Below are 25,037 nucleotides of genomic sequence, written 5' to 3' on the forward strand. Positions count from 1 at the left end.
CTGCCTAGGATGCAGGCATTCGCCAAGGAAAATCTCCATGTACACGCCCAGCAACTTTGCCATCGATGATTTGCATGAACTGCACCAGCAGATACTCGGCACCCGCCTCGCGGTGTTGGTCACCTATGGGGAACAAGGTCTGCAAGCCAGCCATTTACCGCTGCTGCTGAGTTCGGACCAAGGCCCGAATGGCACCCTTTATGGACACTTCGCCAAGGCCAATCCGCAATGGAAGGAACTGCAAAACGGCGCCGAAGCCCTGGTGATTTTTGCCGGTGCCGACGCTTACATCAGCCCTGGGTTTTACCCGAGCAAGGCCGAGCACGGCAAAGTCGTGCCGACCTGGAACTACGTTGCCGTGCATGCATACGGCACGGCCGAAGTGTTCACCGACACCGATCGCCTGCGCACTCTGGTCAGCGCACTGACCGATCGTCATGAAGCGGGTCGCGCCAATCCATGGAAAGTCGCTGATGCCCCCGCTGACTACATTGACGGGATGCTCAAGGCCATCGTCGGTTTTGCCTTGCCGATCCAGCGCCTGGAAGGCAAACGCAAGCTCAGCCAGAACCGCAACGCCGCAGACATCACCGGAGTGCGCGAGGGGCTTGCCGCCAGCCCTGATGTGCACGACCAGGCCCTCGCCCACTTGATGCGTTAAGGAATGAACATGAGTCAGATCGACATCCGCCAGGTCACCGCCGACGAGCACGCCGCCTGGTTGCCCTTGTGGCAAGCGTACCTGCGCTTCTACAACACCGAACTGCCTGAGCCCGTCACCCAAAGCACCTGGCAGCGCCTGCTCGACCCGAGCGAGCCGACCCATGCCGCGCTGGCCTGGGCCGACGGCAAAGCGGTGGGCATGGTGCACTTCATCTACCATCGCTCGAACTGGAGCATCGAAAACTCCTGCTACCTGCAAGACCTGTTGGTAACGCCTGAAACCCGCGGCACTGGCGTCGGCCGGCAGTTGATCGAATACGTTTACGCCACAGCCAAAGAGGACGGTTGCTGCAAGGTCCACTGGCTGACCCACGAAACCAACGCCACCGCGATCCAGCTCTACGAGCGCATCGCCGAACGCCCCGGTTTCATCCAGTTTCGCAAAGCCCTGTAAGGTTCAAGGAGAACAGCATGTCGATTTCACTCGCCGACTGGAAAGGCGTTCCGGCGCCATCCGTCCAAACCCTCGAAGGGCGTTTCATCCGCCTGGAAAAACTCGATCCGGCACGTCATGCCGATGGTTTGTGGAAAGCCCTGCAAGGCCCGGGTTCCGACCCGAAACTCTGGGACTATTTGCCTTACGGGCCTTTCCCGGAGCGCAGCGCGTTCAACGATTGGCTGAACAACCATGCGGCCAATAGCGATCCGTATTTCTTCAGCGTGATCGACCGTGCCAGCGGCGATGTGCAAGGCCTCCTCAGTTTGATGTCGATTGTTCCTTCACAAGGCCGGATCGAGATCGGCCATGTCACTTTCGGTGCGCCGATGCAGCGCTCGCCGAAAAGCACCGAGGCGGTTTACTTGCTCGCCAAGGAATCCTTTGCGCTGGGTTATCGGCGGCTGGAGTGGAAGTGCAACAACGGCAACGCCCGCTCCAAATACGCGGCCGAGCGGCTGGGGTTCAGTTTTGAAGGGATATTTCGCCAGCACATGGTGGTCAAGGGGCAGAACCGGGATACGGCGTGGTATTCGATTCTGGACTCGGAATGGCCGGCAATCGGGGCGGGGTTTGAGCGCTGGCTGTCCGATGAGAACCAGACGGATTCGGGGCAAGTGAGAACCCTGGCGGAGTGTCGCGGGTAAATCAGCGGCGCCTGGACGGACGCCATCGCGAGCAGGCTCGCTCCCACAGGGTTTTGGGTTGACCACAAAATTGTGACCAGCCCCAATCCAATGTGGGAGCGAGCCTGCTCGCGATTGGCTTCACGCCAATTTCTGGGCAAGCACCGCAATATGCTCCGGCCCGATCCCGCAGCAACCACCCAAATGACTGGCGCCGCGTTCTTTCCAGTCTGCCGCCCATTGCAAATAACCCGGCGGATCGAGGTCTTCGCGCAGCGGGTCCAGACCGTCATTGGCCGTGGCCTCTTTCGGTTGCGGCGGGAAGGCATTAGCGTTGGCGCCGATGTGAATCTTCACCCCCAGACGCTCGAAGGTTTCCCGCGCGGCATCAATCGCAGCACCGATCACCTCTGGCTGGCTGCAATTGAACAGCAACGTCTCGACGCCCAGCTCAGCCGCCACGGCTGCGGCTTCAGCCACCGGCTCACCCGAACGCAAACGCGGCACTTCGTCCGTGTCTTCATCCTTCAGGGTAAACGACAGCCAGAACGGCTTGCCGTCCGTTGGCAGACCGGCGTGGATCGCTCGCGCTTCAACGATCGAGCTCTGGGTTTCCGCCAGCCACAGATCGACATGAGGCGCCAACCCCTTCACCAGCGGCGCCAACAATTCAGTCGCCCGGGCAGCATCGAAAAGGTCCGGACGGTAGGACCCAAACAGTGGCGGCAATGAGCCGGCCACACGCACCGCTTTGCCTGAAGCTTCTACAGCGCGCCGCGCCAGCTCACCGGCCAACGCCGCGAGCGCCTGCCCTTCTGCTGCAAAACGTTCTTCGCCAATGTGAAACGGCACCACCGCGTAACTATTGCTGGTGATCACGTTCGCACCGCTTTCGATATAAGCCGTGTGCACTGCCTCTACCGCTTGCGGCGCTTCGCTCAAGGCCAGCGCCGACCACTCGGGCTGTCTGAACGGCGCGCCTCGACGCTGCAACTCACGACCCATACCGCCATCCAGAATTACCGTGCTTGCTGCGCCCATATGCTTTTCACTCATAAGCTTATGAAAATAACTCACTATCGGAGTCGTTCTTATAACTATTTAATACGCACCATCCGGTTAATAACAACCTCTTTTTTATCAGGGATCGACTGTGAAATTCCAACCGCTACTGGCCCTGGGCCTGACGATTCTGGCTGCCTCCACCCAAGCCTTTGGCGGCGCCACGCTGGATCGCGTCGAAAAAAAGAAAGAGCTCGTGGGCGTGTTGATGGAAAGCTATCCACCCTTCTCGTTCCTCAATGATCAGAACCAGCTCGATGGATTCGACGTCGATGTGGCCAAGGCCGTGGCAGACAAACTGGGCGTCAAACTGCGCCTCGAAACCCCGTCCTGGGACGTGATCGCCGCCGGCCGCTGGAGTGGGCGCTACGACATCTGCATCTGCTCCATGACCCCGAGCAAGGCCCGCGCCGAAGTCTTCGATTTCCCGGTTGAATACTACGCCTCGCCAGCGGTGATTGTGGTCAACGCCAAGGACGACAGCATCCACGGCGCCAAGGACCTGAGCGGCAAGAAAGTCGGTCTCACCAGCGCCTCCAGCTACGAAAGCTACCTGAACAAGAACCTGGTGATCGAAGGCGCCGAAGACACGCAATTGCAGTACCCGTTCGAGGACGTGCAGATTGCGCCGTATGACACTGACAACGTGGCATTCCAGGACTTGGGCCTGGGCACTGGCGTTCGACTGGACGCGATCCTCACCAACCTTGTCACCGCCCAGCCGCGCCTGACCGAAGACAAACGCTTCAAGCTCGCCGGCGAGCCGCTGTACTCGGAGCCGAACTCGGTGGCCATTGAAAAAGGCGACGCCCAGTGGGACGCCAAAGTGCGTGACGTCTTCGCTCAGCTCAAACAGGACGGCACCCTGAGTAAGCTGTCGCAAAAATGGATCGGCGCCGACATCAGTAAATGACTTCTTTCCCAACACCTCCCCAGCCGCCGCAACCGGTGGCTGAGTCGCGACTGCAACGGATCTTCGGTTTCCGCACGCGGCTGTACCTGACCTGGGCAGTGATGCTCGGCTTGTTCGCCAGTTTCTTCCTGAGCTTCGACCTGAAGTTCTCGATCATCCTCGACAAACTGCCGAACCTGATCGGCCTGCACCTGGCGCCCAACGGCTTCCTGCAGGGCGCGGCACTGACGTTGTTTTTGTGCCTGTGCTCGATCGTGACCTCTTCGCTGCTGGGCTTCATCACCGCCCTGGCGCGGCTGTCGAAAAGTGCTGTGGCCTTCGGTATTGCGAGCTTCTATGCCTCGTTCTTCCGTGGCACACCGCTGCTGATCCAGATCCTGCTGATCTACCTCGGCTTGCCACAACTCGGCATCGTCCCGGGCGCCATCGCCGCCGGTATCATCGCCCTGTCGCTCAACTACGGCGCGTACCTGAGCGAAATCTTCCGCGCAGGCATCCTCGGCGTCCCCCACGGCCAACGCGAAGCATCCCTGGCGCTGGGCATGCGTGAAACCGTGATCTTCTGGCGCGTCACCCTGCCCCAGGCCATGCGCACCATCATCCCGCCAACCACCAACCAATTCATCTCAATGCTCAAAGACTCGTCACTGATCTCGGTGATGGGGGTTTGGGAGGTGATGTTTCTGGCGCAATCGTATGGACGCTCGAGTTATCGCTACATCGAGATGCTGACGACGGCAGCGGTGATTTACTGGCTGATGTCGATTGGGCTGGAGCTGATTCAGGCGCGGATGGAGCGGCATTATGGGAAGGCGTATTTGAGCCGTAGTTAGTGAAAGGCAGATGAGTTTCCGAGTTTGCGATAGCCGACCATTTCTCTATTTGTTGTAAGAAAAAGCGTCAGCCAGAACAGGTAAAATCCACCATCCTCAGGAGGCTGGCAATTTTCTACACAACCTTCTGACAACCCCCGCAAGCCTGAGGGAAGCAGCTGACATCAGTACCTATAGCCTGCCTCTTAGAGTTTGGCCTCCTTTCAAACGAGGCCGTACTCGATGTCCGCTCAACACAAATTCCGACCAAAACACCTGGCGCTGGCCGTTGCGCTTACGCTGGGTTGCACTCAAATTTCGCTTGCCCAGCAACTATCCTTCGACGCCATTCCTTCGGGTGCAACGCCAGAGCAGCTCATCGCGGCGATGGACGCATTTATCAATGATCCCGCCACCGACAAAAACACCATTGGCAAAGCATCGGATGGTATTGATCGAAAATTCGGCGATGGAGATGATCTGGTCATTGTGTCTGGCCGCGGAGCCCTTGCAGGATTGATTGACGGTGGTGGCGGCATCAACTTCCTGCAACTTGATACCGCGAGCGGTGGCACGCTAGGTGAGAGTCGTCGTTTTGAAGGCCTGGAACTCAAACGAAGCACTTGGACCATGAATGGTTCCGGTGATTTCAATACCGGTGTCTTGATACGTTCAAAAGCAACGCTAATAAATAACGGAGATATCCAGGGCGGGGCATTGTCCCAAGGAACGCTTGTCAACAACGGAAGGATTGGCGGCAGCGCAACCGTGCAATCAGGCGGCACCCTGAACAATCCTGGAACTATCGAAGGCGACGTAGTTATCAATGAAAAAGGTGCCTTTGCGGGCAACGGTGTAACGGGTTCCCTGACGGTAAACGGAAAGCTTTCTGTCGACGGTTTGCACGGAGCACCGAAAGTTAGAGGTGACTTGAATCTCTCCAAAACTGCCGAGCTAACCTACGAGGTCAATCCCGACCGTAAAAGTGAAACGATATTAGTCGGTGGCACCGCCGACCTCGGCGGCGCCACACTGAATATCGTTGCAGCACCGGGTGACTACCCGTTACTCAGCGAAAACACCATCCTTGCTGCCAGTAAAGTCGAAGGGGAATTTGGGAAAGTCATCAATAACCTTGCCTTCTTAACGCCCAAGCTCGATTACCAAGAAAAGAAGGTCGACCTGATCCTCCTCCGTAACGATGTGCCGATCGAAAATGTCGCAACCACGGATAACGGGAAGGAAGTCGCCCAAAGCATTGAAGAGCCAACGGACATACCTCAAGCATCCTCCGTTGCTGTAGCTCCGAATCCACCTGCGAGTCCCGACACATCCGTTCAGGTCACCACACCAACAACTACCGCTGAAAAACCTTCGATAGCCGCAACGCCGCTTACCACCGAACAGCCCGTCACAGCCGCTTCGCCACCCATCACCGACCAGCCCGTCGCAGCCGCAACTCAACCTCCTGTTACCAATCCCGTCGCCACAGTGCCAAAGGCATCCAGCCTAACAAACGCTGCTGTCGCTGCCCTGCTCATCGCTGACAAACAAACGGCATCTGTTGCCATCGAACAGCTGGCTGGTGGCCAAAACGCCAACCTTGCAAAAGCGACCCTGAACAGTGACAACCCAATCAGCGCCAGCATGCTCTCGGCCATGCGTCAGCTGGACAGCGCCAATAGCTACAGCAATTCCAGCAAGCGCAATGCACCACGCCTGGCCGCCGGCAGTGAAGACAATGGCCGGGTCTGGCTGCAAGCATTGGGTCACGGTGGGACGCTGGATCGCGACTACGATGCTCTGAAACACACAACCCACGGCCTGGTACTGGGAGCGGATTGGGGCATCGATGAGGAATGGCGCATCGGTGTAATGAGCGGTAAATCCGAGACGCGCCTGGATAGTCGAGGACTCGACGGCGATCTCGACAGCTGGCATTTGGGCGCTTATGCCCTGCGGCAAAACGGACCAATGTCCCTGCGCCTGGGCGCGACCTATAGCAACCACGACGGCAGCACTAAACGCCGGGTTGCCTTCAAAGGTTTCAGCGACCGCCCCGAAGGCCGTTACGCTGCCAACACCCAGCAGGCCTTTGCAGAATTGGGTTACAACCTGGGCCGGGCGAACGTCAGCATCGAACCGTTTGCCAGCCTGGGTTACCAACGCTATCAGCGCGACACCTACACAGAAAAAGGTGGCGCAGCGGCGCTGAAGGTACAGGGTCAAACGCAGAACAATTTGAACAGCACATTCGGCCTGCGATTGGCGAAACTCAACACGCTGGATAACGGCATGCAACTGACGCCGCGGTTCAGTGCCGGCTGGAAACACACTTATGGGGACGTCTACAGCGATACCCGCCAACGATTGGTGACGGGCGGAAAAAACTTCAGCGTTTCCGGCGCGTCGCTGGATCGTGACAGTCTGCTGGTCGATGCCGGGCTGGACCTTGGGTTATCAGCACAACATACCCTGGGCGTCGGCCTCACTGGCGAGGTCGGCACCGACAGCCGAAACCACGGCGTCACGGGTCAGTGGCGAATGAGTTTCTGACAGCCAAAAACCCGGGGCGAAAAAAAGGGGAGCACATGCCCCCCCGAGGTTTAAAGCGGTGTATCGAGGCTGTTAACTCAGCCTTCGATCTCGATCAGGATTTCGCCCGGGTTCACCCGGTCGCCCTTGGCCACATGGATGGCGGTGACTTTGCCGGCGATGGCCGATTGGACTTCGGTTTCCATCTTCATCGCTTCGCTGATCAGCACGGCCTGGCCGGCCTTCACGGTGTCGCCTTCCTTGACCAGCACGTCGACGATGTTGCCCGGCATGGTGGTGCTGACGTGGCCCGGTGCAGTGGCTTGCTTGCGCTTGCTGCTGCCGCCGCTGACGAATTCGTTGAGCGGTTCGAACACCACTTCTTCCGGCATGCCGTCGATAGACAGGTAGAAGTGACGCTTGCCTTCAGCCTTGACGCCCACACCGGTGATGTCGACGCGGTAAGTTTCGCCGTGGACGTCGATGACGAACTCGGTCGGCACGCCTTCGCCACCGGCCGAGGTCACACCGCCTGCTTCAGGAATCGGCAGCAGCACTTCTGGAGTCAGGGTGCCGGCGGCACGCTCTTCGAGGAACTTGCGCCCGATGTCCGGGAACATGGCATAGGTCAGCACGTCTTCTTCAGACTTGGCCACGGCGCCGATTTCGGCACGCAGCTTGGTCATTTCCGGCTTGAGCAGGTCAGCCGGACGCACGTCGATCACGTCTTCGCTGCCGATCGCCTGACGACGCAGTTTTTCATTCACGGTGCCCGGCGCCTTGCCATAACCGCCTTGCAGGTAAAGCTTCACTTCGTTGGTGATGGTCTTGTAGCGCTCACCGGCAAGCACGTTGAAGAACGCCTGGGTGCCGACGATCTGCGAGGTCGGGGTCACCAGCGGCGGGAAGCCGAGGTCTTCACGCACGCGCGGGATTTCCGCCAGCACTTCGCTCATGCGGTTCAGGGCGCCCTGCTCTTTCAACTGGTTGGCCAGGTTGGAAATCATCCCGCCCGGTACCTGGTTGACTTGAACACGGGTGTCGACAGCGGTGAACTCGCTTTCGAACTGGTGGTACTTTTTGCGCACGGCGTAGAAGTACAGACCGATCTCTTGCAGCAGCTTCAGATTCAGTCCGGTGTCGAACTCGCTGCCTTTAAGGGCGGCGACCATCGACTCGGTGCCTGGGTGACTGGTGCCCGAGGCGAAGCTGGAGATCGCGGTATCGATGTGGTCGGCACCGTTTTCGATGGCCTTGAGTTGGCACATCGCGGCCAAACCAGCGGTGTCGTGCGAGTGAATGAACACGGGCAGCGATTGCTCGGATTTCAATGCCTTGACCAGTTCGCCGGTAGCGTACGGAGTCAGCAGGCCTGCCATGTCCTTGATCGCCACCGAGTCGCAACCCATGGCTTCCATTTGCTTGGCTTGCGCCACGAACGCCTCGATGGTGTGCACCGGGCTGGTGGTGTAGGCGATGGTGCCCTGGGCGTGTTTGCCAGCTGCTTTCACCGCTTCGATGGCGACTCGCAGGTTACGCACGTCGTTCATCGCATCGAAGATGCGGAACACGTCGATGCCGTTGACCGCGGCCTTGGCGACGAAGGCTCTGACCACGTCGTCGCTGTAGTGGCGGTAGCCCAGCAGGTTCTGGCCACGCAGAAGCATTTGCAGGCGAGTGTTAGGCAAGGCCGCGCGCAGTTGGCGCAGACGCTCCCACGGGTCTTCCTTGAGGAAGCGGACGCAGGCGTCGAAGGTCGCGCCGCCCCAGCATTCCAGCGACCAGTAGCCGACTTTGTCGAGCTTGTCGCAAATCGGCAGCATGTCTTCGGTGCGCATGCGAGTGGCGAGCAGCGATTGGTGGGCGTCGCGCAGGATTGTGTCGGTAACGTGGATTTTCTTGCTCATTGTTCTATTCCTCACAGGCCTGCGTGGGCGGCGATGGCGGCGGCGATGGCCAGGGCCAGCTCTTCGGGTTTGCGCTTGATCGAGTAGTTGGTCAGTTCAGGATGGCTTTCAACGAAGCTGGTGTTGAACTGGCCGCTACGGAATTCCGGGTTGCGCAGGATTTCCTGGTAGTACGCGGCGGTGGTCTTGACCCCTTGCAGACGCATGTCGTCGAGGGCGCGCAAGCCACGGTCCATCGCCTCTTCCCAAGTCAGCGCCCACACCACCAATTTCAGACACATGGAGTCGTAGAACGGTGGAATGGTGTAACCGGTGTAGATCGCCGTGTCGGTACGCACGCCGGGACCGCCGGGTGCGTAGTAACGGGTGATCTTGCCAAAGCTCGGCAGGAAGTTGTTTTTCGGGTCTTCGGCGTTGATCCGGAATTGCAGCGCGAAACCGCGGTGCTGGATGTCTTCCTGTTTCACCGAAAGCGGCAGGCCGGAGGCGATGCGGATCTGCTCGCGAACGATGTCGATGCCGGTGATTTCTTCGGTGATGGTGTGTTCCACCTGCACCCGGGTATTCATCTCCATGAAGTACACCTCGCCCTCGGCGAGCAGGAACTCCACGGTGCCAGCGTTCTCGTAACCCACGGCCTTGGCTGCGCGCACCGACAGGTCGCCGATGTAGGCGCGCTGTTCAGGGGTCAGTTGCGGGCTCGGGGCGATCTCGATGAGCTTCTGGTTGCGACGCTGGATCGAGCAGTCACGCTCGAACAAATGCACCACGTTGCCAAAGCTGTCGCCGAGGATCTGCGCTTCGATGTGCTTCGGATTGACGATGCATTTTTCCAGGAACACTTCCGCCGAACCGAAAGCCTTGGTGGCTTCGGAAATAACTCGCGGGAATGCTTGTTCAAGTTCTTCTCGGCTGTCGCAGCGACGGATACCGCGGCCACCGCCACCGGAAGTCGCCTTGAGCATCACCGGATAACCGATGCGATCGCCTTCGATCAAAGCTTCCGCGATATCCGCGACGTTGCCTTCGGTGCCCGGGGTAACGGGTACGCCAGCCTTGATCATGCTGCGACGGGCTTCAGTCTTGTCGCCCATGCGGCGAATCACTTCAGCCGATGGACCGATGAACTTGATGCCGCGTTCGGCGCAGATATCTGCCAGTTCAGCGTTTTCCGACAGGAAGCCGTAGCCGGGATGCAACGCATCACAACCGGTTTCCACAGCCAGATTCACCAGCTTGCGCGCATTCAGGTAGCCGGCCAGTGGCTCGGCACCGATGCTGTGGGCCTCGTCCGCACGCTTCACATGCAGCGCATGGCGGTCGGCGTCGGAATAGATCGCGACCGAGCGAATGCCCATCTCGGCGCAGGCACGCACGATTCGTACGGCAATCTCACCACGGTTGGCGATCAGGATCTTTTTTATCACTTGGAGGTTCCCTTGAGCCGGTGGTACCCACGACCTGCTAGACCAGGTCGACGCGTGACCAAATGTTTCGATTCAGTCGCAGCCCCACACTAGCCCCCACAAGGGATTAACAAAAATGATTAATAATTGGGTCAGTCATAAGTAAAGACTTATAGTTGAGCCATCAGCCTGCGTGGAGAGAGCCAATAAAATGCGTAAGTCATTGATGCGTATGACATTGCGTCAATTACAGATCTTCAATGAAGTCTGTGATTTGCGGTCCTACAGCCGAGCAGCCGATGAAATGTCTCTCACACAACCTGCCGTGAGCCTACAGATTCGTCAACTTGAAGAGCTGATTGGCCAGCCTTTGTTCGATTACGTCGGCAAAAAGCTCTACATGACCGAGGCAGCCGAAGCCCTCCAACGCGCCAGCCGGGATATTTTCGGGCGGCTGGAAAACCTCGATATGCAGCTTTCAGACATGCAGGGATCGCTGCAAGGACAGCTGAAGCTGGCGGTGGAATCCAGCGCCAAGTATTTCGTGCCGCATCTGTTTGCCGCGTTCAAGCGCCAGCATCCGGAAGTGAACCTGCAACTGACGGTGGTCAATCGCGGACAGGTCATTCGACGCCTGTCGGACAACCGCGACGACCTGGTGATCATGTCCATGGTGCCGCAGGACATGGGGCTGGAGTTCTTGCCATTCCTCAACAACCCGATCGTTGCCGTGGCGCCACCGGATCATCCGCTGTGCCACATGGGCCCGCTGCGCTTGCAGGATCTTGAACCCTACACACTGCTGATGCGCGAATCCGGCTCCGGGACGCGGCTGGCTTGCGAAGAATACTTCAAAGAGAAGCGCGTGCACTTCAACCAGACCCAGGAAGTCTCGTCAGCTGAGGCACAGCGTGAATGTGTGGTGGCGGGCCTGGGCGTGGCGCTGTTGACGCGCCACGCCCTGAACCTTGAGTTGGCGACCGGCGGGTTGGTCGAGCTGCCAGTCGAAGAGCTGCCGTTGTACCGCAGCTGGTGCCTGGTGCAAGCCAAGGCAAAACGGCTGTCACCAGTGGCGCACGCATTCCTTGCGTTTATTCGCAGTGAGCGGGTGCAGATCAGCGCGCTGGTTGAGCGCTTCGACGGGAAGCTGCCGGTGCCGCCTGCCAGTAGTTGAGTTCCAGCTCAGGGAAATCACCGATCTCAGCCAGCAGTTGGCGACGTTCGCAGCGATCTTCGATAGCGCGGCGAAATTCCATGCGGCGCTGGTCTTCCTGCTGACGACGGGTTCTGACGGCGCTGTTGCGTTCTTCGTAGGGCTGGGCCATTTCGAGTCTCCCAAGGCGTTTACGGGAGTTTCAAGATAGGCGCGAGGGATGACGGTTTGGCGGCGGGCGGGTTACAGGGAGATGAACGTTGTTCTGTGGCGAGGGGGCTTGCCCCCGTTAGGCTGCGCAGCAGTCGCAAAGATTTTGGGGCCGCTGCGCGACCCAACGGGGGCAAGCCCCTCACCACAATTCCAGAAGAATCAGTCGTCCAGCGCTTTTACCGATTTAGGCGAAAGCCGCAAACTGCGCAGGCTGCGCTTGACGCTCTTGAGGTGATTGACCAGGCTCGGCCCGCGCGCCATGGCCACGCCCATTGCCAATACGTCGATCACCACCAGGTGGGCGATGCGCGAGGTCAGCGGCGTATAGATCTCGGTGTCTTCGTGCACATCGATCGCCAGGTTGACGGTCGACAGTTCGGCCAGCGGTGTCTGGCTCGGGCACAAGGTAATCAGCGAAGCGCCGCTTTCGCGCACCAGATTGGCGGTGATCAACAAATCTTTGGAACGCCCGGACTGGGAAATACAGATCGCCACGTCGGTCGGTTTCAACGTGACCGCCGACATCGCTTGCATGTGCGGGTCGGAATACGCCGCCGCCGTCAGCAGCAAACGGAAGAACTTATGCTGGGCATCGGCCGCCACTGCGCCCGACGCGCCAAAGCCATAGAACTCGACCCGCTGGGCCTGCGACATCAACGACACGGCACGCTGCAACTCCACCGGATCAAGCTTCTCGCGAACCTCCATCAGCGTGTGCAGGGTGGTGTCGAAGATTTTCAGGCTGTAGTCAGCGACCGAGTCGTCTTCATGAATCGCGAACTGACCGAAGCTCGCGCCGGCAGCCAGGCTCTGTGCCAGTTTCAGCTTCAAGTCCTGGAAACCGGAGCAACCGATGGCGCGACAGAAGCGCACGATGGTCGGCTCGCTGATGCCCACGTTGTGGGCCAGGTCGGCCATGGAGCTGTGCATCACCGCCGCAGGATCAAGCAGCACGTGGTCGGCGACCTTGAGCTCCGACTTGCGTAAGAGGTGGCGTGACTGGGCGATGTGTTGCAGCAGATTCAAAGGGCTGGACTCTTTGTTATTGGCAGGTGCCGGGGATGTAGCACGCTTGTAGTTATACTACATGAATCGGCTTTTTGCCTGCTCAATGCGTAACTCGATGTCCCCATTTCACGCCACATGCGCTCCATGTAGCCCTTACAAGGGTTTCGCGTCCGCACGCAACAGCGCCGCCAGGCCATCGGCCTCGACCGGGCGACTAATCAAATAGCCCTGCACTTCATCGCAGTGCTCGGCTTTCAAAAACTCCAACTGTTCTGCCCGCTCCACACCCTCGGCCACCACTTTGAGCGACAAGCCGTGCGCCATGGCAATGATTGCCCGGGTGATCGCCGCATCCTCGCTACCCTCCCCCAGACCGCGGATAAATGCCTGATCGATCTTCACGTAATCCACAGGGATGCGCTTGAGGTAACTCAGGGACGAATACCCGGTGCCAAAGTCATCAATCGCCAACTTGACCCCCAAATCACGCAATTGCTGGAAGGTCGCGATGATGTGCTCGACGCTGTCCAGCAACTGGCTTTCGGTGAGTTCCAGTTCGAGGTAGTGCGGCGCCAGACCGGTTTCCTCCAGCACCTGACGCACCAGGCTGACCAACTTACCCTGACGCAATTGATGCACCGACAGATTCACCGACACCCGAATCGGCGCAAGCCCCTGACGCTGCCACTCGCAGGCTTGCCAGCAGGCCTGACGCAACACGAACTCGCCGATCGGGCCGATCAACCCGGTTTCCTCGGCCAGGCCAATAAAATCCCCTGGCGGCACACGGCCCATCGTTGGATGATCCCAGCGCACCAGCGCTTCGGCGGCATTCAACCGCCCCGTGGCGAGGCACAGCTTCGGTTGGTAAAACACCTTCAACTGCTTCTCTTCGATGGCCTTACGCAGCTGGTTTTCCAGCTGCAAACGCTCCAGCGTGCTGGCTTGCAGGCTGTCGGTGTAAAACTGGAAGTTATTTCCGCCCAAGTGCTTGGCATGCTGCATCGCCATGTTGGACTGATGAACCAGCGCGGAGATTTCTCGCGCGTTGTCCGGCAACAGACTGATGCCCATGGACGCGCTAACCACCAGTTCATGGCCCTCGACAGTGATCGGCAAACGCAGCTTGGACGACAGTCGGGTCGCCACCCGCGCCAGGCTAGACAGGTTGCCGTAGGCATTGAACAACACGGCAAACTCATCGCCGGACAAACGAGCGATGGTGTCTGCTTCAGGCAGTGCATTGACCAACCGCCGGGCCATTTTCTGCAAGAGCTGGTCGGCGATTTCATGACCCAGACTGTCATTGAGCAGCTTGAAACGATCCAGGTTGACGTGCAGCAACGCCAGGCTGCGGTAGCCGCCCTGGCGCACCCGCTGATGAGCCTCGTTTAGCCGTTCGCGGAACAGTGAACGGTTAGCCAGCCCCGTCAATTCATCGTAATGCGCCAGGTAACGCATGCGCTCCTCGGATTCGCGCCGGGCCGATAGATCGGCGAAGAAGCCTACGATATGACTCACATTTCCCCGAGCATCGCGCACCGCGTTCAGTTGCAACCATTGCGGATACAACTCGCCATTCTTGCGGGTTTCGACCAACTCGCCCTGCCAACTGCCGTGCTGCTCCAGCGCCTGACGAATCGCAGCGTAGTGTCGGCGGGCATCGCGGCTGCACGGCAACTCGACCACGTTGCGTCCGATCATGTCGTCAGTGTCATAGCCGGTGACCCGGCTGAAGGCCTGATTGACCGCGATCAACGCGTAATTCGGATCGAAAATCACGATGCCTTCACTGGCCGCTTCGAACACCGTTGCGGCCAGTTGTTGTTGCTCTTCCAGAGCCTTGCTGACGCTGATGTCGCGACGGGTACCGACCATGCGGATCACCCGGCCATTTTCGCCGCGCTCAACCGCCCGACCTCGGTCCTCGATCCAGACCCAATGGCCATCGCCGTGGCGGACGCGGTACTCAATCTGATAGTCGTCGCTGCGGCCTTTCAAATGCTCGACCAGCGCGCGCTTGAGCGACGGCAAGTCATCGGGGTGCAGCCGCGGCTTGAGGTGGCGAAGCATTGCCGTCACGAGTTCCGGTTCCAGGCCAAACAGCTCCTGAAGCTGGGTGTGATGAACTTCGTCGGTTTGCAGGTTCCAGTCCCACAAGCCCAATTCACTGGCCTTCAACGCCAGGGCGAGACGCGCTTCACTCTTGCTCAGGGCCTGGTTGGCGGCATCCAGTTCCAGGCTGCGCTGGGCGACGCGGCTTTCCAGCTCGATCTGAATTTGCCGCAACTCGTCTTCGGCACGACGACGCTGGTCGATTTCCTTGGCCAGCTTTTGATTGAGCTGGTCGCTGCAGTTTTGAGCCTGCTGCAAGTGTTCGATCAGCGCCTGATTCTGGAAGCGCCGTAACAGACCGTTATTGATGAGCCGATTGACCTGCCAGGCGACCACACTTAATGCGCCGAGCAAAATCAGGCCGAACCAGCCCCAGCCCTGACTCTGTTCATCGCCGCCCCAGAACAGATAGCCAATGGCCGGCAACAGACAGGGCAAAGTAAAGGACAGGAACGCCGGCAGACTGACCGCATAGGCAACGCTGGCCGAAAGGGCGGCGGCGCCGATCAGGCCGAACACCCAGGCTTGTTGCATGAAGTTATCGGCGGGCACCAACGCAATGCCGGCGCCGGCCAAGGTCAGGCCGGTCATGGCCGAACCCAGCAAAAACATGCGGCGCCAGATCGGATGGGCCTGACGGTTGGGTATCGCCGAATCGAAGGCCGCGACCTGAATCACCCGCAGCGCCACCAGCGACAACAGCCACACCAGCCAGACGCTGACCAGGAAGTAGCGCTGCGGGCTCCAAAGCAAGCCAGCGCAGACCAGACCGTTGATCAACATGAATAACGTGGGCAGCAACGAGCCCTGATAAAGCAGACGCGTGCGTTCGACCGCCATTTCCATGGCGTACTGTTTGCGGATAACCCGGGGTTCCACAACGGGGCCCGACAGGTCGGTGCTGAGGGTCATAGGCAATGTTCTTGTTCTTATAATGATGAGCATGAGCCCGAAACGTCGACGGAGCATACACAAGCAAATGCCCCGGCCAAACCGCCCCGGATCATAAATAGACCAAAGTATCGACGGCCTGACCCCGTGTAAAAGCAGCCAAGCGAGCCCCGCCAACGCTTGCAGCCAGTGACTGACCGGTCGTCCAGCACTTATCTTTCATCGGCTAAAACAATGCAGGGTTTGCCCGGTGTGACGCCGCCCCCTAGAATGCCCCGATGCGCGATGATCTCTCCCTTCTGCTGAACTCCCTCAACGATGCCCAACGCCAGGCCGTAGCTGCCCGCGTGGGTCGTCAGTTGGTCCTGGCCGGTGCTGGTTCCGGTAAAACCCGAGTGCTGGTGCACCGTATCGCCTGGTTGATCCAGGTCGAAAACGCCTCGCCCCACTCAATCCTGTCGGTGACCTTCACCAATAAGGCCGCTGCGGAGATGCGTCACCGCATCGAGCAACTGATGGGTATCAACCCGGCCGGCATGTGGGTCGGCACCTTCCACGGCCTGGCGCACCGCTTGTTGCGGGCGCACTGGCAGGAAGCCGGCCTGAGCCAGACGTTCCAGATTCTCGACAGCGACGACCAGCAACGACTGGTCAAGCGGGTGATCCGCGAGCTGGGCCTGGACGAGCAGCGCTGGCCGGCCCGTCAGGCCCAGTGGTTCATCAACGGGCAGAAAGACGAAGGTCTGCGTCCACAACACATTCAAGCCAGCGGCGACCTGTTCCTGGCGACCATGCGCAGCATTTATGAGGCCTACGAGGCCGCTTGCCTGCGCGCTGGCGTGATCGACTTCTCCGAACTGCTGCTGCGCGCCCTCGATCTGTGGCGCGATCATCCGGGCCTGCTCGCCCATTATCAGAAACGCTTCCGGCACATTCTGGTGGACGAGTTCCAGGACACCAACGCCGTGCAATACGCCTGGTTGCGGCTGCTGGCCAAGGGCGGCGACAGCCTGATGGTGGTCGGCGACGACGATCAGTCGATCTACGGCTGGCGCGGCGCGAAAATCGAAAACATTTATCAGTATTCCGACGACTTCCCGGATGCCGAAACCATTCGTCTAGAGCAGAACTACCGCTCCACTGCCGGGATTCTCAAGGCTGCCAACGCCCTGATCGCCAACAACACGGGACGGATGGGCAAAGAGCTGTGGACCGACGGCGGCGAAGGCGAAGCGATCAATCTATACGCCGCGTTCAACGAACACGATGAAGCACGCTACGTGGTGGAAACCATCGAAAGCGCGCTGAAAACCGGCTTGGCCCGCAGCGATATCGCGATTTTGTACCGTTCCAACGCCCAATCACGCGTTTTGGAAGAAGCCTTGCTGCGTGAGCGCATTCCGTACCGCATCTACGGCGGTCAGCGCTTCTTCGAACGGGCAGAAATCAAAAACGCCATGGCCTACCTGCGCTTGCTGGAAGGTCGCGGCAACGATGCAGCGCTGGAGCGGGTGATCAACGTTCCCGCCCGCGGTATCGGCGAGAAAACCGTTGAAGCGATCCGCGACCATGCCCGCCACAGCGATGTGTCGATGTGGGAAGCCATGCGCCTGCTGGTGGCTAACAAAGGCCTGACCGGCCGTGCGGCCGGCGCGCTGGGCGCATTCATCGAGTTGATCGAGAACCTCGCCGCCAAGTGCATGGATATGCCGCTGCATCTGATGACCCAGACTGTCATCGAGCAGTCCGGGCTGATCGCCTATCACGAAGCGGAAAAAGGCGAGAAAGGCCAGGCACGGGTAGAAAACCTTGAGGAACTGGTCAGCGCCGCGCGCAACTTCGAAAATGCTGAAGAAGACGAAGACCTGTCGCCACTGGCGGCGTTCCTCGGTCACGCGTCACTGGAGGCCGGAGATACTCAGGCAGACGAGCATGAAGACAGCATTCAGCTGATGACCTTGCACAGTGCCAAGGGCCTGGAATTCCCTTACGTGTTCCTGGTGGGCATGGAAGAAGGCCTGTTCCCGCACAAGATGAGCCTTGAAGAACCGGGTCGTCTTGAAGAGGAGCGCCGTTTGGCCTACGTCGGAATCACCCGGGCCATGCAGAACCTGGTGATGACCTATGCGGAAACCCGACGCCTGTACGGCAGCGAGACTTACAACAAGGTGTCGCGTTTCGTACGTGAAGTGCCGAAAGGCCTGATCCAGGAAGTGCGGCTGTCCAACAGTGTCAGCCGTCCGTTCGGCGGCGGCCAGCAGCAGAGCTCCAGCAGCCTGTTTGGCGGTAGCGAGATCCCGGACACCGGGTTCAGCCTCGGCCAGACCGTACGGCATTCGGTGTTTGGCGACGGTGTGATCCTGAACTTCGAAGGCGCCGGGGCCCAGGCTCGGGTGCAGGTGAACTTCAGCGAAGGCAGCAAGTGGCTGATGCTGGGTTACGCGAAGCTGGAAGCGATCTAAAAGCGACCCGTCAGGGACATTTCTGTGGGAGCGAGCCTGCTCGCGATGAACGATGACGCGGTGTTTCTGCTATTCCGCGCTGCAACTATTCGCGAGCAGGCTCGCTCCCACAGTTTGATCGTGCAGCGGCGCTTGTCGCTTTTCCTACAGAACTAATCCACTCGTCCTACAGACCAAAACTAACAGGTCTTATTGCGCTGACTGAAGCTGAACACAACCTGTCAGGCAAAAGCCCGAAACACTCTGCCGCTAGCCAGTAACACTCCAGCTGTGCAACATGGCGCGCGTGCCTTCCACAAATGGGAATTCCCTTTATGAAACGTTTTCTTAGCATCGCCATGGCGTTGTGCATTGGCCTGACGATGAGCCTCGACGCCAATGCCGCCAAGCGCTTTGGTGGCGGCAAGAGCTCCGGCGCTGCGCCGACTCACCAGACCAGCCAAATGGCTCCTTCTTCTGCCGCAGGTGGTGCTGCCGCCACTGCGGGCGCGGCCGGTGCCGCGGGCGCTGCCGCCAAGGCCGGCGGCGCTTCACGCTGGCTCGGCCCTCTGGCCGGCATCGCGGCCGGTGGCCTGCTGGCCTCCATGTTCATGGGCGATGGCTTCCAGGGCATGCAGATCTTCGACATCCTGATCATGGCGGTCATCGCCTTCCTGGTCTTCCGTTTCATCGCCGCTCGGCGTCGCAAGCAGCAGGAGCACATGGCTCCAGCTGGCGCCCCGATGCAGCGTGAAGTGTTCGAGCAGAAGCCAGCGGCCATGGGCTCGATCTTCGGCGGCTCGGCAGCACCGGTTGCCGCTCGTCCGGTAATCAATGCTCCGGCCTGGTTCAATGAGAACAACTTCATTGAAGCGGCCCGCAACCACTTCCAGTCCCTGCAGCAGCACTGGGACGCTAACGAAATGGACAAGATCGCCGAGTTCGTGACTCCGCAACTGCTGGAGTTCCTCAAGCGCGAACGTGCCGATCTGGGCGACGGTTTCCAGTCCACCTACATTGATAACCTCAATGTTCAACTGGACGGCGTGGATGATCGGGCCGACAAGACCATCGCCACCCTGACCTTCACCGGTGTGTCGAAGACCTCGCGTTTCGACCAGGGCGAAGTGTTCAGCGAAAGCTGGAACATGGAACGTCCGCAGGGCGAGAACCAGCCTTGGCTGGTCGCCGGTATCCGCCAGAACGGCTGATCCCCTCCCGCGTTAAGCATGTTGTAATAAAAACCCCAGCCTCGGCTGGGGTTTTCTATTTCGCGGTTGCATCTATAGCGAGCTACTGTATAAACCGCCCCAACTAAACCGCGCCATCAAGCAAGAGGATCCCGGACGTGGAAGAAATCATCGAACAACTGCGTGAAGCCAACGAACCGGTACCGGTCCCCTTGGAGTTACCCGACGAAGATCAACTGGTGGAAATCGAAGAACAGCTGTTCATCGACATTCCGTTTGTCTTCAGGGAGTTTTTGCTGACCGTCAGCGACGTCGTCTACGGCAGCCTGGAGCCGGTGACCGTTACCGACCCGCAATCCCACACCTACCTGCCGGACGTTGCCGCCAATGCCTGGGATGCGGGTGTTGATCGCAGCATGATTCCGATCTGCCAGGACGGTGACAACTACTACCTGGTCGAAGAAGACGGCACCGTGGTGCTGTGGTTGGCCGAAGAAGAGCTGATCGCCGAAGAAACCTGGGAATCGGTATGGCACTGGGCGCGGGACGTCTGGCTGGAAAGCTGAGACGCCTGACGCGCTACAGGGTTAATGCCCGGACGAATCCTTGTGGTTGTCCAGTGTGTCGAGCAACGCCACCTGCATCCGCGTGTGCACGCGGATGAACCAGCGCCAGAGCAGCGCCGCCACAGCGGCCGCGACGACGACGATCAGGACCAGCAACTTGTTGGTCGGCAGAATACTGGCCGACAAGGCTGCCAGCAGCAGAAAAATCACCAGCAGCGAGAGGATCGGGATCACTTCGGCGATCACCCGACGCACACGCTGCGTATGGCGGCCGGCCATCTCCGGCTTCACGCCCATCTCCGCCAACAGCATCGAGAGCGCCTTGAGCTTGCGATAGGCGGCGATCAGGAACGGCAGCGACAACAGCAACGCCCCGCCCCAAATCAACGCTTTCTGCCAGCTCGGGTCGCTGATCCAGTCTTGCAGGTAAGCGGACATGCGCTCGGCGAAAAAAGCACCCGAGAAGAAGATCGCAATCACCAGCGCCAGATTGACGCCCACCTGCAACAGAATCCGCCGAATCATCGACGCCAGCAGCGCGCCCTCGCCCTGGGGCTGGATGCTGCGCAGCCATTCGCCGTACATCCCCAATACCCTGCCCAGTCGCTTCGGCATCACCGCGGCAAGCTTGATCGACAGCGGATCAGCCGCGCGGATCAAGTAAGGCGTCAGCAATGTGGTGATCACAGAGACGGCAACGGCGACCGGGTAAAGGAAGTTGCTGGTGACCTGCAACGTCATGCCCAACGCCGCGATGATGAAAGAAAATTCGCCAATCTGCGAAAGCCCCATCCCGACTCGAAGTGAGGTGCGTCCATCATTGCCAGCGATAAAGGCACCAAGGCCACAAGAAAACATCTTGCCCAGCACCACGGCCACGGTGATCACCGCAATCGGCCACGCGTATTGCAGCAGGATCATCGGATCGAGCATCAACCCAATGGCGACAAAAAAGATCGCACTGAACAGGTCGCGAACGGGTTCGATCAAACGCTCGATTTTCAGCAATTGCCGGGATTCAGCCATGATCGCGCCAATCAGGAAGGCGCCTAGCACCATGCTGTATTCAAGTTTGACCACCAGCAAACAGAAGCCGAAACACAGGCCTAACACCGTGATCAGCAGCATTTCATTACTGTCGAACTTCGCCACGTAAGCCAGCAATCGCGGCACCAGCAGAATGCCGATGACCAGTGCGACAACCATGAACAGCGAGAGCTTGCCGACCGTTGAAAACACTTCGCCGGAACTGACCGTGCCGCTGACCGCGATGCTCGACAGCAAGGCGATGATGCCGATGCCAAGGATGTCTTCAACGATCAGTACGCCGAAAATCAGCTGTGCGAAGCGCTCGTTCTTCATCTTCAGATCGTTGAGGGCCTTGACGATGATGGTGGTTGAGGAAATCGCCAGGATCGCGCCGAGGAACAGCGAGTCCATGGTGTTCCAGTCGAACCAGCGACCGATCTCGTAGCCGATCCAGATCATCAGTACGATTTCCAGGAACGCCGCAATGAATGCTGTGGCGCCGACCTTGAACAACTTGCGCAGGCTGAACTCCAGGCCCAGACAGAACATCAGGAAAATCACCCCGAGTTCAGCGAGGGTTTTGATGGTGTCTTCATCGTGGATCAAGCTGAACGGTGGGGTGTGCGGGCCGATGATGAAGCCGGCGACGATGTAGCCGAGCACCACCGGTTGTTTGAAGCGATGAAACAGCACGGTCACCACACCCGCGATCAACATAATCACTGCCAGGTCTTGAATGAAACTGATGGCGTGCATGGTGTGGGGCTCCTTGGCTGACATTGCTCAATCGACAGACGTGGGAAAGGTCTGATCTGGCAAGGTAGAAAACCATTTTCCGCGTGGGAATTACCCTTGAGAAAGGGCTTTTGAAGGGTAACACCGCGACTTCTGGCAGAAAGGCGGTGCAATATATGGAAACAGATCGATCCGGGCGTGACGGCAGCCACGCGTCCGGCGTCCCGATAACGGTTGGTTTGAAAAGCTGACAAGGCCCCCGCAGAGGTGCCGCCCTCCCGAAATTCTGCCTTGAACCGTGAGAACGCTATGGAACCCGGAAACGCACAACTGTCGATGACGGTATTGATGACCCCCGACATGGCCAACTTCTCTGGCAATGTCCACGGCGGTACCTTGCTCAAATACCTCGACGAAGTGGCCTATGCGTGCGCCAGCCGTTATGCCGGTCGCTACGTGGTGACACTGTCGGTGGACCAGGTGATTTTCCGCGAGCCGATTCATGTCGGCGAACTGGTGACCTTTCTGGCCTCGGTGAACTACACCGGCAACACCTCCATGGAGGTGGGCATCAAGGTGGTGACCGAGAACATCCGCGAGCGCTCGGTGCGCCACACCAACAGCTGCTTCTTCACCATGGTCGCCGTGGATGACGACCGCAAACCGGCTGCTGTCCCGCCACTGCAACCGCAGAACAGCGAAGACAAACGCCGCTTCATGCAGGCCCAGCAACGTCGGCAGATTCGTCAGGAGCTGGAAAAGCGCTATCAGGACATCAAGGGCGACGCCTGACATGTTTGGTCGTTAGATCGCATCGCGGGCAAGCCTCGCTCCTACAGATTTCTCACCGTACCTGTAGGCGCGAGGCTTGCCCGCGAAGCTTTTAAAGGCTTATCGCTGTCGCTTCAAACCGCACCCGCGGATGGGCAATCCGGTCCTGAGCCCGTACCAGTTCCAGCTCATAGCTGGAGCAAGCCTGGGTTTCCAGCAGCACTTCATGCACCGCCGACGCGGCGAATTCGAAAGCCGCCACCAGGCTATCGCCCAACAGTACGCGAGCCAGAAACAGTCCGGAGGTCAGGTCCCCGACGCCCACCGGCTGACGCGGGAACGCCAGCAGCGGACGGCGCAAATGCCAGCTGTCTTCGGCCGTCACCAACAACATCTCGAAAACATCCGCCGGTTTTCCGGGATAGTCCAGATGCTTGACCAGCACAGCCTTCGGACCACGAGCCAGCAGCGCTCGCGCCATGGCCAGGCAATCGAACAACGATTGCGGCTTGCGCCCCGAAAAGCTGTCCAGTTCCAGCTGGTTCGGACACATGAAGTCCGCCACGGCAGCCGCTTCCTCCAGCAGAAAATCGCTGACTTCGGCGGGCACGCTGCACCCCTTCTCCGGATGGCCCATCACCGGGTCACACAGATACAGCGCCTTGGGATTCATCGACTTGATCCGCGCCACTCCCGTCAGGATCGCCCGGCCCTGAGCAGCACTGCCGAGATAGCCGGACAACACGGCGTCGCAGTTGCCCAGCTCGCCAATCGCCGCGATGCCTTCGACCAGGTCGGGAATCTGATGCGGCGCCAGCACTTCACCGGTCCATTGGCCGTACTGGGTGTGGTTGGAGAACTGCACGGTATTGAGCGGCCAGACATTCACCCCGACCCGCTGCATCGGAAAAACCGCGGCGCTGTTGCCAGCGTGGCCGAACACCACGTGGGACTGGATGGCGAGCAGATGAGGCGTACGTTTCATGCGGTGGGTTTTCCGTCAAACGATTGAAATTCAAGCCGCGCAGTATGCGACTAAACGCAGCCTGTACGACAGACCGGCGACGCAGTTAAGCTGACACCATCTTGTTGGAGCAACGTGTTGATGCTGACCCTTGGAAATATCTTCGTCCTGATGCTGCTTGCCACCGGTGGCGCGTGGTTATGGCACAACCACGGCTTGCGCGAGCGCGCGCTGGAGCGGGTCAAGCTGCATTGCACCAAGCTCGGAATCGAGCTGCTGGACGGCAATGTGGCCTTGAAGAAGATTGCGTTCATTAAAGACGCCAACGGCCGGCGGCGCCTCGCCCGTGTGTATAACTTCGAATTCACCGTCACCGGTGAAAGCCGTCACAACGGCACCATCACCCAGTTCGGTGCCCACAGTGCGCAGATTGAGCTGGCGCCCTACCCGATGCCGTTCGACGACACGCCTGCGGTAGACGATGTGGTGAAACCGCGCGCCGAGGTGATCGAGATGAGCCAGTGGCGGCAAGAACACACTAAATGGCGTCCTTGATTCACGTCTTGCTCGACCGGCAGTCGGCTAGATCGCTTTGCAATGAATCAACATCCTGCGGCTCACTGAAAATCAGCTCGATACGCGAATCACGCCGCCATTCGCTGGGCTGCCAATCCAGCATCGAATTTTCCAGCGCATTTACCGAAACCCAACCGTTGACGCTGTGGATAACCAGCTTCGCCCGCCCCCAGGCAAGGCTTTCAAGCCAACGACCAACGAGCGTCGCATCGAAAGTCTGACTCGGATGCCAGCGCCACCCCACGCTCCAGCCGCCCTCCTGCTCCTGGCTCAAGCAAATTGGCAGCGCAAGTTCGGTCCAGATGGCCGGCAGCTGCGCCAATCCTTTGGGCGCAACGAAGTTATCCACACCCGCTACAGCCTGAACCCCAAGCCCAGGTAACTCACTCAATGGCAACGCGGCTTGCTGCGTCCAGTACAACGGGCGTGCCGGCAACTGTGCAGCGATTCGCTGGCGATCGGCGTCGTCGAGATTTTCGGCTTTATTCATCAGCAACAGACCGGCGCGGCTCAGTGCTTCCTGTTGCGTCACCGGCAGCGGTTTGCCGGCAGCAAGTGCCCGGGCGTCCAGCACCAGTACGCAGGGTTGTACAGCCAATACACCTTGCCACGGCGCCTCACTCAATTGCCTGAGCAATTGCGCCGGATGCCCAAGCCCAGAGGGCTCGATAAACAGCCGATCCGGCCGCGCCTTGCGCAGCAAACGTCCGAGGCCGATCTGAAACGGCGCACCATTGACGCAACACAAACAGCCCCCGGCCACTTCGCCCAGTGCGATACCATCGGCGTCCCGGGTCAACAACGCAGCGTCGAGGCCGATCTGGCCGAACTCGTTGATCAGCACCGCCCAGCGCTCATTCGCAGGCCGCTGCGCCAGCAGGTGCTTGATCAGGCTGGTCTTGCCGGCACCCAAAGGGCCAGCAATGACGTGAGTGGGAATGTTCTGCAACATGGTCGAAATTTTC

At 59.3% G+C, this 25,037-nt stretch carries 21 protein-coding genes; 12 read left to right on the plus strand and 9 right to left on the minus strand.

All coding sequences use genetic code 11. The features are described from left to right. Positions 1 to 37: 37 nt before the first annotated feature. The 3 genes from ACQ4OB_RS11505 to ACQ4OB_RS11515 are packed head-to-tail and all read left to right on the plus strand — an operon-like array spanning position 38 to position 1,806. Entirely contained in the window at positions 38 to 661 is a 624-nt protein-coding gene (locus tag ACQ4OB_RS11505) for an FMN-binding negative transcriptional regulator (protein WP_074872122.1), read from the plus strand. A gap of 9 nt (positions 662 to 670) precedes the next feature. After that, positions 671 to 1,117, plus strand: a complete 447-nt coding sequence (locus ACQ4OB_RS11510) for a GNAT family N-acetyltransferase (RefSeq protein WP_102614513.1) — start codon at positions 671 to 673, stop codon at positions 1,115 to 1,117. 17 nt (positions 1,118 to 1,134) lie between these two features. Beyond that, positions 1,135 to 1,806, plus strand: coding sequence for a GNAT family N-acetyltransferase (locus ACQ4OB_RS11515; protein ID WP_430955713.1), 672 nt, complete (start codon positions 1,135 to 1,137; stop codon positions 1,804 to 1,806). A 120-nt stretch (positions 1,807 to 1,926) separates the two neighbouring features. Here ACQ4OB_RS11515 and ACQ4OB_RS11520 read toward each other — a convergent pair whose 3' ends face one another. Beyond that, the gene (locus ACQ4OB_RS11520) at positions 1,927 to 2,826 is read right to left on the minus strand and encodes a homocysteine S-methyltransferase family protein (RefSeq protein ID WP_430955714.1); all 900 of its coding nucleotides are present in this window, start codon (positions 2,824 to 2,826) and stop codon (positions 1,927 to 1,929) included. Between the two features lie 112 nt (positions 2,827 to 2,938). Between ACQ4OB_RS11520 and ACQ4OB_RS11525 the strand changes: the two genes are divergently transcribed. The 3 genes from ACQ4OB_RS11525 (at position 2,939) to ACQ4OB_RS11535 (ending at position 7,128) form a co-directional block, all read left to right on the plus strand. Continuing rightward, complete coding sequence (locus ACQ4OB_RS11525) at positions 2,939 to 3,760, plus strand: ABC transporter substrate-binding protein (protein ID WP_074872128.1); 822 nt, start codon at positions 2,939 to 2,941, stop codon at positions 3,758 to 3,760. Next, the gene (locus tag ACQ4OB_RS11530; RefSeq protein WP_074872130.1) at positions 3,757 to 4,593 is read left to right on the plus strand and encodes an amino acid ABC transporter permease; all 837 of its coding nucleotides are present in this window, start codon (positions 3,757 to 3,759) and stop codon (positions 4,591 to 4,593) included. Before ACQ4OB_RS11525 ends, ACQ4OB_RS11530 begins: the two co-directional genes overlap by 4 nt. A 222-nt stretch (positions 4,594 to 4,815) precedes the next feature. Beyond that, on the plus strand, positions 4,816 to 7,128 hold the full coding sequence (locus ACQ4OB_RS11535) for an autotransporter outer membrane beta-barrel domain-containing protein (RefSeq protein ID WP_430955715.1): 2,313 nt from the start codon (positions 4,816 to 4,818) through the stop codon (positions 7,126 to 7,128). 77 nt (positions 7,129 to 7,205) lie between these two features. Here the strand turns inward: ACQ4OB_RS11535 and oadA are convergent, their stop codons facing one another. After that, positions 7,206 to 9,014: a sodium-extruding oxaloacetate decarboxylase subunit alpha gene (gene oadA, locus ACQ4OB_RS11540; RefSeq protein ID WP_430955716.1), complete on the minus strand. Its 1,809-nt coding sequence runs from the start codon at positions 9,012 to 9,014 to the stop codon at positions 7,206 to 7,208. Between the two features lie 11 nt (positions 9,015 to 9,025). Next, a complete protein-coding gene (locus tag ACQ4OB_RS11545) occupies positions 9,026 to 10,441 on the minus strand; it encodes an acetyl-CoA carboxylase biotin carboxylase subunit (protein WP_008156643.1) in 1,416 nt (471 codons plus the stop codon). Positions 10,442 to 10,631: 190 nt separating this feature from the next. On the opposite strand from ACQ4OB_RS11545, the gene ACQ4OB_RS11550 reads away from it, so the two are divergent. Continuing rightward, positions 10,632 to 11,594, plus strand: a complete 963-nt coding sequence (locus ACQ4OB_RS11550) for a LysR family transcriptional regulator (RefSeq protein WP_074872135.1) — start codon at positions 10,632 to 10,634, stop codon at positions 11,592 to 11,594. Here the strand turns inward: ACQ4OB_RS11550 and ACQ4OB_RS11555 are convergent. From ACQ4OB_RS11555 to ACQ4OB_RS11565, 3 genes are all read right to left on the minus strand, one after another. Further along, on the minus strand, positions 11,536 to 11,745 hold the full coding sequence (locus ACQ4OB_RS11555) for a PA3496 family putative envelope integrity protein (protein WP_076029232.1): 210 nt from the start codon (positions 11,743 to 11,745) through the stop codon (positions 11,536 to 11,538). The genes ACQ4OB_RS11550 and ACQ4OB_RS11555 overlap by 59 nt on opposite strands. A gap of 200 nt (positions 11,746 to 11,945) precedes the next feature. Next, the gene (hexR, locus tag ACQ4OB_RS11560; protein WP_008156648.1) at positions 11,946 to 12,812 is read right to left on the minus strand and encodes a transcriptional regulator HexR; all 867 of its coding nucleotides are present in this window, start codon (positions 12,810 to 12,812) and stop codon (positions 11,946 to 11,948) included. A gap of 135 nt (positions 12,813 to 12,947) precedes the next feature. Next, positions 12,948 to 15,821, minus strand: a complete 2,874-nt coding sequence (locus ACQ4OB_RS11565; protein WP_430955717.1) for an EAL domain-containing protein — start codon at positions 15,819 to 15,821, stop codon at positions 12,948 to 12,950. Positions 15,822 to 16,078: 257 nt separating this feature from the next. On the opposite strand from ACQ4OB_RS11565, the gene uvrD reads away from it, so the two are divergent. From uvrD to ACQ4OB_RS11580, 3 genes are all read left to right on the plus strand, one after another. Beyond that, complete coding sequence (gene uvrD, locus ACQ4OB_RS11570) at positions 16,079 to 18,262, plus strand: DNA helicase II (protein WP_074872141.1); 2,184 nt, start codon at positions 16,079 to 16,081, stop codon at positions 18,260 to 18,262. A 314-nt stretch (positions 18,263 to 18,576) separates the two neighbouring features. After that, entirely contained in the window at positions 18,577 to 19,452 is an 876-nt protein-coding gene (locus ACQ4OB_RS11575; protein WP_102614507.1) for a Tim44 domain-containing protein, read from the plus strand. Between the two features lie 137 nt (positions 19,453 to 19,589). Beyond that, positions 19,590 to 19,997, plus strand: a complete 408-nt coding sequence (locus ACQ4OB_RS11580) for an SMI1/KNR4 family protein (protein WP_008156656.1) — start codon at positions 19,590 to 19,592, stop codon at positions 19,995 to 19,997. 21 nt (positions 19,998 to 20,018) lie between these two features. Here ACQ4OB_RS11580 and ACQ4OB_RS11585 read toward each other — a convergent pair whose 3' ends face one another. Then, entirely contained in the window at positions 20,019 to 21,782 is a 1,764-nt protein-coding gene (locus tag ACQ4OB_RS11585) for a cation:proton antiporter (protein ID WP_074872144.1), read from the minus strand. Between the two features lie 288 nt (positions 21,783 to 22,070). Here ACQ4OB_RS11585 and ACQ4OB_RS11590 point away from each other — a divergent pair, with 288 nt between their 5' ends. Next, the gene (locus ACQ4OB_RS11590; protein ID WP_074872148.1) at positions 22,071 to 22,553 is read left to right on the plus strand and encodes an acyl-CoA thioesterase; all 483 of its coding nucleotides are present in this window, start codon (positions 22,071 to 22,073) and stop codon (positions 22,551 to 22,553) included. 91 nt (positions 22,554 to 22,644) lie between these two features. Here the strand turns inward: ACQ4OB_RS11590 and pdxY are convergent, their stop codons facing one another. Then, positions 22,645 to 23,517, minus strand: a complete 873-nt coding sequence (gene pdxY, locus ACQ4OB_RS11595) for a pyridoxal kinase PdxY (RefSeq protein ID WP_074872150.1) — start codon at positions 23,515 to 23,517, stop codon at positions 22,645 to 22,647. A gap of 120 nt (positions 23,518 to 23,637) precedes the next feature. Here pdxY and ACQ4OB_RS11600 point away from each other — a divergent pair, with 120 nt between their 5' ends. Beyond that, entirely contained in the window at positions 23,638 to 24,051 is a 414-nt protein-coding gene (locus tag ACQ4OB_RS11600) for a DUF3301 domain-containing protein (protein WP_074872152.1), read from the plus strand. 1 nt (position 24,052) lies between these two features. Here ACQ4OB_RS11600 and ACQ4OB_RS11605 read toward each other — a convergent pair whose 3' ends face one another. Continuing rightward, positions 24,053 to 25,024, minus strand: a complete 972-nt coding sequence (locus tag ACQ4OB_RS11605; RefSeq protein ID WP_430955718.1) for a CobW family GTP-binding protein — start codon at positions 25,022 to 25,024, stop codon at positions 24,053 to 24,055. Positions 25,025 to 25,037 lie beyond the last annotated feature (13 nt).

Origin of the sequence: Pseudomonas sp. ES4 (assembly GCF_050586665.1) — a bacterium.
In the GTDB taxonomy this organism is placed as follows: domain Bacteria; phylum Pseudomonadota; class Gammaproteobacteria; order Pseudomonadales; family Pseudomonadaceae; genus Aquipseudomonas; species Aquipseudomonas frederiksbergensis.